Origin of the sequence: Saccharomonospora iraqiensis subsp. iraqiensis, from assembly GCF_000430445.1 — a bacterium.
Taxonomy (GTDB): Bacteria; Actinomycetota; Actinomycetes; order Mycobacteriales; family Pseudonocardiaceae; genus Saccharomonospora; species Saccharomonospora iraqiensis.
Genome location: NZ_KE387085.1, coordinates 23860 through 31773, shown reverse-complemented (window position 1 = coordinate 31773; position 7914 = coordinate 23860). Strand labels below are relative to the sequence as shown.

The following is a 7914-nucleotide window of genomic DNA, read 5'->3' as shown; positions in this document are numbered from 1 at the left end:
GGCCGCGCCGGCGAGCGCGGGGTCGGCGACGGTCACCTCGGTGTGCCCGGCCGCCATCAGGAGCGCGCCCCGGCCCCGTCGAGCTGCCCGCGCACGGTGTCGAGCAGTTCGTTCCAGGACGTGTCGAACTTCTCGACGCCCTCGTCCTCCAGCGTGCGGAACACGTCGGGGATGTCGATGCCGACCGCGGAGAGCCGGTCGAACACCTGCTGCGCCTCCCCGGCGGTGCCGGTGACCGTGTCGCCGGTGATCTCGGCGTGGTCGGCGGCGGCGTGCAGCGTCTTCTCCGGCATCGTGTTCACCGTGTCGGCCACGACGAGCCGGTCGACGTAGCGGGTGTCGGAGTACTCCGGGTTCTTCACCCCGGTCGAGGCCCACAGCGGACGCTGCGGGTGTGCCCCCGCCCCGGCGAGGGCGGCCCACCGCTGATCGGCGAACTTCTCCTGGTAGGCGGCGTAGGCCAGGCGGGCGTTGGCGATGGCCGCCTCGCCCCGCAGGGCCAGGGCCTCCCCGGTGCCGATCGCCTCGAGCCGCTTGTCCACCTCGGCGTCGACGCGGGAGACGAAGAACGAGGCGACCGAGCGGATCCGGGACAGGTCGTGCCCGTTGGCCCGGGCCTGTTCCAGGCCCGCGAAGAACGCGTCGATCACGGCCCGGTAGCGCTCGACCGAGAAGATGAGCGTGACGTTGACACTGATGCCGTCGGCGAGGCTCCGGGTGATCGCGGGCAGCCCCTGTTCGGTGGCCGGGATCTTGACGAAGATGTTCGGCCGGTCCACCGTCTTCCAGAGTTCGGCGGCCTCGGCGACGGTGCGGTCGGTGTCCCGGGCGAGTCCGGGGTCGACCTCGATCGACACGCGGCCGTCCTTGCCGTCGGTGGCGACCCAGGTCTCCCGCAGGACGTCGGCGGCCTCCCGGACGTCACCGGTGGTCAGCTCGCGCACCGCCGCGTGGACGTCCGCACCCCGTTCGGCGAGCGAGCGCACCTGCTCGTCGTAATCCTCGCCCTGCGCGACGGCGCCCGCGAAGATGGTGGGATTGGTCGTGACGCCGACGACGTGCCGGTCGCGGATCAGCTCGGCCAGGTTGCCGGACCGGAGCCGTTGCCGGGACAGGTCGTCGAGCCAGATGGACACTCCCGCCCGCGAGAGCTCCGCCAGCCGGTCGGTGTTGGCCATGATCTCATCCCTTTCTGTTGTCGCGCTCGTCGTTGGCCGGGCCGGGTGGGCCGCGGTGTCACCGCGCGGCCCACCCGGTGGCCCACCCGTCCGGGTGCCCGGAGTCAGCGCCGGGCCAACGTCCGGCGGGCCGCGGCCACGACGGCGTCGGCGGTCAGCCCGAACTTCTCGTAGAGCGTGCCGAAGTCGGCGGAGGCGCCGAAGTGCTCCAGGGAGACGGTCTCGCCGCGGTCACCGACGAAGCGGTGCCACGACTGGGCCACCCCGGCCTCGACGGCGACCCGGGCGGTCACCGACGGTGGCAGCACCGCGTCCCGGTAGGCGGCGTCCTGGCGGTCGAACCACTCGACGCAGGGCATCGACACCACGCTCGTGGGCACGCCGTCGGCCTCCAGCGTCGCCCGCGCGGCCAGCGCGAGCTGCACCTCGGAGCCGGTGGCCAGCAGCAGCACCTCCGGCGCACCGTTCGCGGCCTCGGCGAGCACGTACCCGCCCCGGGCCACGCCCTCCGGGTCGGTGCCCTCCAGCACCGGCACGTTCTGCCGGGTCAGGGCCAGGCCGGTCGGGGTGTGCACGTCCTCCAGCGCCGCCTTCCAGGCCGCCGCGGTCTCGTTGGCGTCGGCGGGCCGCACCACGTTGAGGCCCGGGATGGCGCGCAGCGAGGCCAGGTGTTCGATCGGCTGGTGGGTGGGGCCGTCCTCACCGAGGCCGATGGAGTCGTGCGTCCACACGTAGACCACCGGGGCCTTCATCAGCGCCGCCAGCCGCACCGCGGGCCGCATGTAGTCGCTGAAGATCAGGAAGGTCGCCCCGTACGGACGGGTGCCGCCGTGCAGGGCGATTCCGTTGAGGATCGCACCCATGGCGTGCTCCCGCACCCCGAAGTGCAGGTTCCGGCCGTAGGGCTCGGTGGCGAACATCTCCGTCGACGCCGCCGCCGGGCCGAACGAGGACGCGCCCTTGATGACGGTGTTGTTGCTCTCGGCGAGGTCCGCCGACCCGCCCCACAGCTCCGGCAGCACGTCCGCGACGGCGTTGAGCACCTCGCCGGAGGCCTTCCGGGTGGCGATGCCCTTCGCGTCGGGCTCCCAGCTCGGCAGCTTCTGCGCCCAGCCCTCGGGCAGCTCCCGGGTGCGCAGCCGCCCGGCCAGCTCCGCGCGTTCGGGGTTGGCCGCGGCCCAGGCGTCGAACCGTTCCTGCCAGCGCGCCCGGTCGGCGGCGGCGCGGTCGCCGATCCGGCGGGTGTGGGCGAGCACGTCGTCGTCGATGGCGAAGCTGGTCGCCGGGTCGAAGCCCAGCGCCTCCTTCACGGCGGCGACCTCGTCCGCGCCGAGTGCGGCGCCGTGCGCCTTGCCGGTGTCCATCTTGGTCGGGGCCGGGTAGCCGATCACCGTGCGCAGCAGGATGAACGACGGCCGGGTGGTCTCGGCCCTGGCGGCGGCGACCGCCTCCTCGAAGGCGACGACGTCCTCACCGCCCTCCACGACCTGCACGTGCCAGCCGTAGCTCTCGTACCGCTTCGCGGTGTCCTCGGACAGCGCGACGGTGGTGTCGTCCTCGATGGAGATCCTGTTGTCGTCGTAGACGACGACGAGGTTGCCCAGTTCCTGCCTGCCCGCCAGGGAGGACGCCTCCGAGGTGACGCCCTCCTCGATGTCGCCGTCCGAGGCGATCACGTAGATGTGGTGGTCGAACGGGCTCTCGCCCTCGGGCGTCTCCGGGTCGAGCAGGCCCCGCTCGCGACGGGCCGCCATCGCCATGCCGACCGCGTTGGCCAGGCCCTGGCCCAGCGGGCCGGTGGTCGTCTCCACCCCGGGTGTGTGCCGGTACTCGGGGTGCCCCGGGGTCTTCGACCCCCACCGGCGCAGTTGCTTCAGATCCTCCATCTCCAGGCCGTACCCGGCGAGGTAGAGCTGGATGTAGAGGGTGAGGCTGCTGTGCCCCGCGGACAGCACGAAGCGGTCGCGCGCGGGCCACTCGGGGTCGGCCGGGTCGTGCCGCATGATCCGCTGGAACAGCGAGTAGGCGGCCGGGGCGAGGCTCATCGCGGTGCCGGGGTGGCCGCTCCCGCAGTGTTCGACGGCGTCCGCCGCCAGGACGCGGACGGTGTCCACGGCGCGGGTGTCCGTCTCCGTCCAGTCGGCCGGATACCTCCGGCGCAGCAGTGGGTTGTTCTCCGTAGCGGCGATCTCCGACACGAACTCGGCTCCCTGATTCTTCGCACGTTGGCTGTTGCTGGCTACCCCGGTTGCCCGGCCGTGGGCGTGTCCCGGACGATCTTAATCGATCCCGAACAGTGGGGGAAGCGATCTCGTCGACGACACGGGAAAGATGTTCCGGTCAGCCGGACCGGTCGGTCGTCAGCCTAGACGACCCGGCTGCGCAGAGTCAGTGATCGTGGGCACCGGGCGGGCGGGGATGGTGCCGCGCACCCGTGCCGGATCCCGCCGGTGTGACGTGGCTTGCCGCCGTGGGTGCCGCCCGGCGGGGGTGCATCCCGCTCTACTACGATCCGTCAAGATGCCGCGTCCCCGGGGCGCGCGTCCTCACGGAGTCCGAGACAGGGAGCGAGATGTCGTTGGTGAACGCTGCGCACGGGCGCAGTGAGCACACCAGCGCCGTGCATCCCACTGGCGAGTCCCCAGCCGGTGGCCGGCGAGGTATGCGGGACGTCGTCGGCGCGTACGCCGCGCTGGCCAAGCCCAGGGTCATCGAGCTGTTGCTGGTCACCACGATCCCGGCGATGTTCCTGGCGGGACGGGCGATCCCGTCGCCGTGGCTGGTACTGGTCACCCTGCTCGGCGGCACGATGGCCGCGGGCAGCGCGAACGCGCTGAACTGCGTGATCGACGCCGACATCGACAAGGTGATGAACCGGACGAAGCGGCGTCCGCTGGTGCGGGACTCGGTGCCCCGGCGCAACGCCCTGATCTTCGGTCTCGCGCTCGCCGCGGGGTCGTTCACCGTGCTGTACCTGGCGGTGAACCTGCTGGCCGCCGCGCTCGCCGTCGGCACGATCCTGTTCTACATCTTCGTGTACACCCTCGTGCTCAAGCGGCGCACGCCGCAGAACGTCGTGTGGGGCGGCGCGGCCGGCTGTATGCCCGTCGTCATCGGCTGGGCCGCGGTGGAGGGCACCGTGTCCTGGCCCGCCTTCGTGATGTTCGGGGTCATCTTCTTCTGGACCCCGCCGCACACCTGGGCACTGGCGATGAAGTACCGCGACGACTACGAGCGGGCCGGGGTGCCGATGCTGCCGGTCGTGGCGCCGCCCCGGCACGTCGCCCGGCAGATCGTGATCTACTCCTGGGTGATGGTCGGCTGGACGCTGCTGCTGGCTCCGGCGACGAGCTGGCTCTACGCCACCTTCGCCGGACTGGCGGGCGCCTGGTTCCTGTTCTACGCGCACCGCCTGTACGCGGCCGTCGGCCGGGGCGAGACGACCAGGCCGATGGCGCTGTTCCACCGGTCGAACACCTACCTGATGATCGTCTTCTGTGCGCTGGCGGTCGACTCCGCCATCGGACTGCCGGTCCTCGGCCTGCCGTTCTGACCCGCGGCTCCGGTGCCGCGGGGCCACCCGGTCGGGGAGTACCGGGAATGACCCGCGGACGGCGTTCGTTACGGATTCGGCCAGGCTGTTCCCCCGACCCGCGAAGGTGAACCACCGTGTCCGTGTCCCCGCAACACCGGGAACCCGACCGCACCGCCGTTCCGGACGAGGCCGCCACCCCGGACGGGGACGAGGTGGCCGCCGAGCAGCGCTACGTGACGATGCTCTACGAGCGGCTCGACGCAGAACGTGAACTCGCCGACCAGCGGCTCACCGAGGCGCTGGCCGCGACCGGCGGCCCACCGCAGGCACAGGCCGAGCGGGAGGCCGCCACCGCGACCTACAGCGACCGGCTGGCGCAGCTGAACTCGGTGGAGCAGGGGCTGGCCTTCGGCAGGCTCGACTTCGCGCCCGACCGCGACACCGACTCCCCGATCTACATCGGCAGGCTCGGCCTGTTCGACGAGCAGGACGACTACCGCCCCCTGCTGGTGGACTGGCGCGCACCGGCGGCACGTCCGTTCTATCTCGCCACGGCCGCCTCGCCGGACGGTGTCCGCAGGCGCAGGCACCTGCGCACCCTGTCCCGGCGCGTGGTCGGCGTGGACGACGAGGTGCTCGACCTCGGCTCCGGCGAGGGCAGCGACCATCTCGGGCTCGCGGGCGAGGCGGCGCTGCTGGCCGCGCTGGAGCGCGGGCGCACCGGTGAGATGTCCGACATCGTCGCCACCATCCAGGCCGAGCAGGACCGCATCATCCGCGCCGACCCGGGCGGGGTGCTGGTCGTGCAGGGCGGACCCGGCACCGGCAAGACCGCGGTCGCGCTGCACCGTGCGGCCTACCTGCTGTACACCTACCGGCACCAGCTCACCAGCCGCGGGGTGCTCGTGGTCGGGCCGAACAGCACCTTCCTGCGCTACATCGGCCAGGTGCTGCCGTCGCTGGGGGAGACCGGCGTGCTGCTGGCCACGATCGGCGAGCTGTACCCCGGACTGACCGCGACCGGCCTGGACACCCCGGAGGCCGCGGAGATCAAGGGCCGGATCGCCATGACCGAGGTGCTGGCCGCGGCGGTGCGCGACCGGCAGACCGTGCCCGACGACGTCCTGGAGATCCCCGCCGAGGGGGAGGTGCTCACCCTCGACCGCGGGACCTGCGAGAAGGCGCGGGCCAGGGCGCGCGAGACGCTCAAACCGCACAACCTCGCCCGCCGGGTGTTCGTCGACGACGTGCTGGACGCGCTGGCGGCGCAGTCGGCCGCCCGGCTGGAGTCCGACGTGCTCGACGACGTCCCGGACATCCCGCTCGCGGACGACGAGGTGGACGACACACCCCTGCTGGACGCCCGCGACCACGCCACCATCCGGGCGGAGCTGGCCGAGGACGCGGCCGTGGCCGACGCGTTGCAGTCGCTGTGGCCGAAGCTGTCGCCGCAGGAGCTGCTCAACGACCTGCTGACCACCCCGGAACGGCTGGCCTCCGCCGCGCGGGGACATCTCACCGACGACGAGTGCCGCGCCCTGCGGCGCGACCCCGGCGCGCTGTGGACGCCCGGGGACGTGCCGCTGCTCGACGAGCTGGCCGAACTCCTCGGGGAGGACGACACCGAGGCACGCAGGCGCCGGGCCCGCCGGGAGCGGGAGGAGAAGGCCTACGCCGAGGGTGTGCTGCACGTTCTCGAACAGGACGAGGAGATCATCGACGAGGAGGTCGTGCGGGTGCGCGACGTGCTCGACGCCGAACTGCTCGCCCAGCGGCAGGAGGAGGGCAGTGGCCTCACCGCCGCCCAGCGCGCCGCGCGGGACCGGTCCTGGACCTTCGGGCACGTCATCGTGGACGAGGCGCAGGAACTCTCGGAGATGGACTGGCGGCTGCTCATGCGCCGGAGCCCGAGCCGGTCGATGACCGTCGTCGGGGACGTGTCCCAGACCGGGTCGGCCGCGGGCACGTCGAGCTGGTCGGACGTGCTGGCCCCGTACGTCGCCGACCGCTGGCGGCTGCGGGAGCTCACCGTGAACTACCGCACACCCGCCGAGATCATGGAGGTCGCCGCCCGGGTGCTCGCCGAGATCGACCCGGCGCTGTCGGCGCCGGTGTCGGTGCGCGAGACCGGCGTGCCGCCGTGGCAGCGGCGCCTGCCCCGCACCGAGCTGGCGGCGCGTCTGCCGGAGCTGGTGGAGGACGAACGTGCGCGGCTCGGGGACGGCACGCTGGGGGTGCTGTGCCCGGCGGCCGTCGAGGGCGAGCTTTCGGCCGAACTCGCCCGTGCGGGGGAAGCCGCGCCGGACGACCCGGTGCAGACGCCCCGGGTGTCGGTGCTGACCGTGGAGCGCGCCAAGGGGCTCGAGTTCGACGGGGTGATCGTCGTGGCGCCGGACGAGATCGTCGCCGAGTCCGTGCGCGGGGCGAACGACCTGTACGTCGCGCTCACACGGGCGACACGACGGCTCGGTGTCCTACACACGGGTGAGCCGTTGCCCGCGTTGTCAGGCGACGGGAGCGCGGAACCGGGGTCCGGCTAGGGTAATCCCATGCGCAATGCTGGCAAGATCATGACCGCGGCGGTCTGCGCCGCCGCGCTCGCGGCCTGCTCCCCGCCGAGCGAGCAGCCCTCGGACGTGCCGCCGGACACCGGAGCGTCGCCGGGGGCCGGAGCTCCGGAGCAGCCGACCGGTTCGCCGGGGGAGCAGGAGCCGCAGGAGGAGTGCACGGCGGAGGACATCACCGTCACCGAGGAGGGCGAGGCCGGTGGGGAGGGGCCGCAGGTCACCATCCCCGAAGGCTGTGCCGTACCCACCGAACTGGTGACCCGCGAGCTCGACGAGGGGGTCGGGCCGGGTGCCGAACCGGGCGGCATCGTCGAGTTCGACTACACGATGGTCAGCTGGTCGGGTGGCGAGGTCCTCCGCAGCACCTTCGGTGAGCCCGCGACGGAGACCGTCGAGTTCGGTCAGGAGCAGCAGCAGTTCGACGCCTGGGAGGAGGCGCTGGTCGACATCAAGGAGCGCGGCAGGCGCCTGATGGTCGTCCCGGCCGGGGAGATCTCCGAGGCCGACAGCGGTCCCGCGCAGGTCGACGAGGCCGTCGTGATCGTCGCCGAGGTCGTGGCGGTCGACACCCCGCAGTGACCCCGCCCGCCCGTCGGGTGCGCACGGGACGGGCCCGCCCGCGACCGGCGGGCGG

At 72.8% G+C, this 7914-nt stretch carries 5 protein-coding genes; 3 read left to right on the top strand and 2 right to left on the bottom strand.

Annotated features, from left to right (window positions below; all coding sequences use genetic code 11):
• Positions 1–56 precede the first annotated feature (56 nt).
• The gene (tal, locus tag ACTIR_RS0111005; RefSeq protein ID WP_026454328.1) at positions 57–1178 is read right to left on the bottom strand and encodes a transaldolase; all 1122 of its coding nucleotides are present in this window, start codon (positions 1176–1178) and stop codon (positions 57–59) included.
• 104 nt (positions 1179–1282) lie between these two features.
• Positions 1283–3376 carry a transketolase gene (gene tkt, locus ACTIR_RS0111000; RefSeq protein ID WP_026454327.1) on the bottom strand — a complete coding sequence of 698 codons (2094 nt, stop codon included), beginning with the start codon at positions 3374–3376 and terminating at the stop codon, positions 1283–1285.
• 374 nt (positions 3377–3750) lie between these two features.
• Here tkt and ACTIR_RS0110995 point away from each other — a divergent pair, with 374 nt between their 5' ends.
• From ACTIR_RS0110995 to ACTIR_RS0110985, 3 genes are all read left to right on the top strand, one after another.
• Positions 3751–4731, top strand: coding sequence for a heme o synthase (locus tag ACTIR_RS0110995; RefSeq protein ID WP_026454326.1), 981 nt, complete (start codon positions 3751–3753; stop codon positions 4729–4731).
• Between the two features lie 116 nt (positions 4732–4847).
• On the top strand, positions 4848–7253 hold the full coding sequence (locus ACTIR_RS0110990) for a HelD family protein (RefSeq protein WP_026454325.1): 2406 nt from the start codon (positions 4848–4850) through the stop codon (positions 7251–7253).
• Positions 7254–7262: 9 nt separating this feature from the next.
• Entirely contained in the window at positions 7263–7859 is a 597-nt protein-coding gene (locus ACTIR_RS0110985; protein ID WP_026454324.1) for an FKBP-type peptidyl-prolyl cis-trans isomerase, read from the top strand.
• Positions 7860–7914: the final 55 nt, after the last annotated feature.

Bases quoted from the DNA above. Each gene is read 5' to 3' on its own strand.
- tal (WP_026454328.1), bottom strand. From the start codon at position 1,178: ATGGCCAACACCGACCGGCTGGCGGAGCTCTCGCGGGCGGGAGTGTCC.
- ACTIR_RS0110995 (WP_026454326.1), top strand. From the start codon at position 3,751: ATGTCGTTGGTGAACGCTGCGCACGGGCGCAGTGAGCACACCAGCGCC.
- ACTIR_RS0110985 (WP_026454324.1), top strand. From the start codon at position 7,263: ATGCGCAATGCTGGCAAGATCATGACCGCGGCGGTCTGCGCCGCCGCG.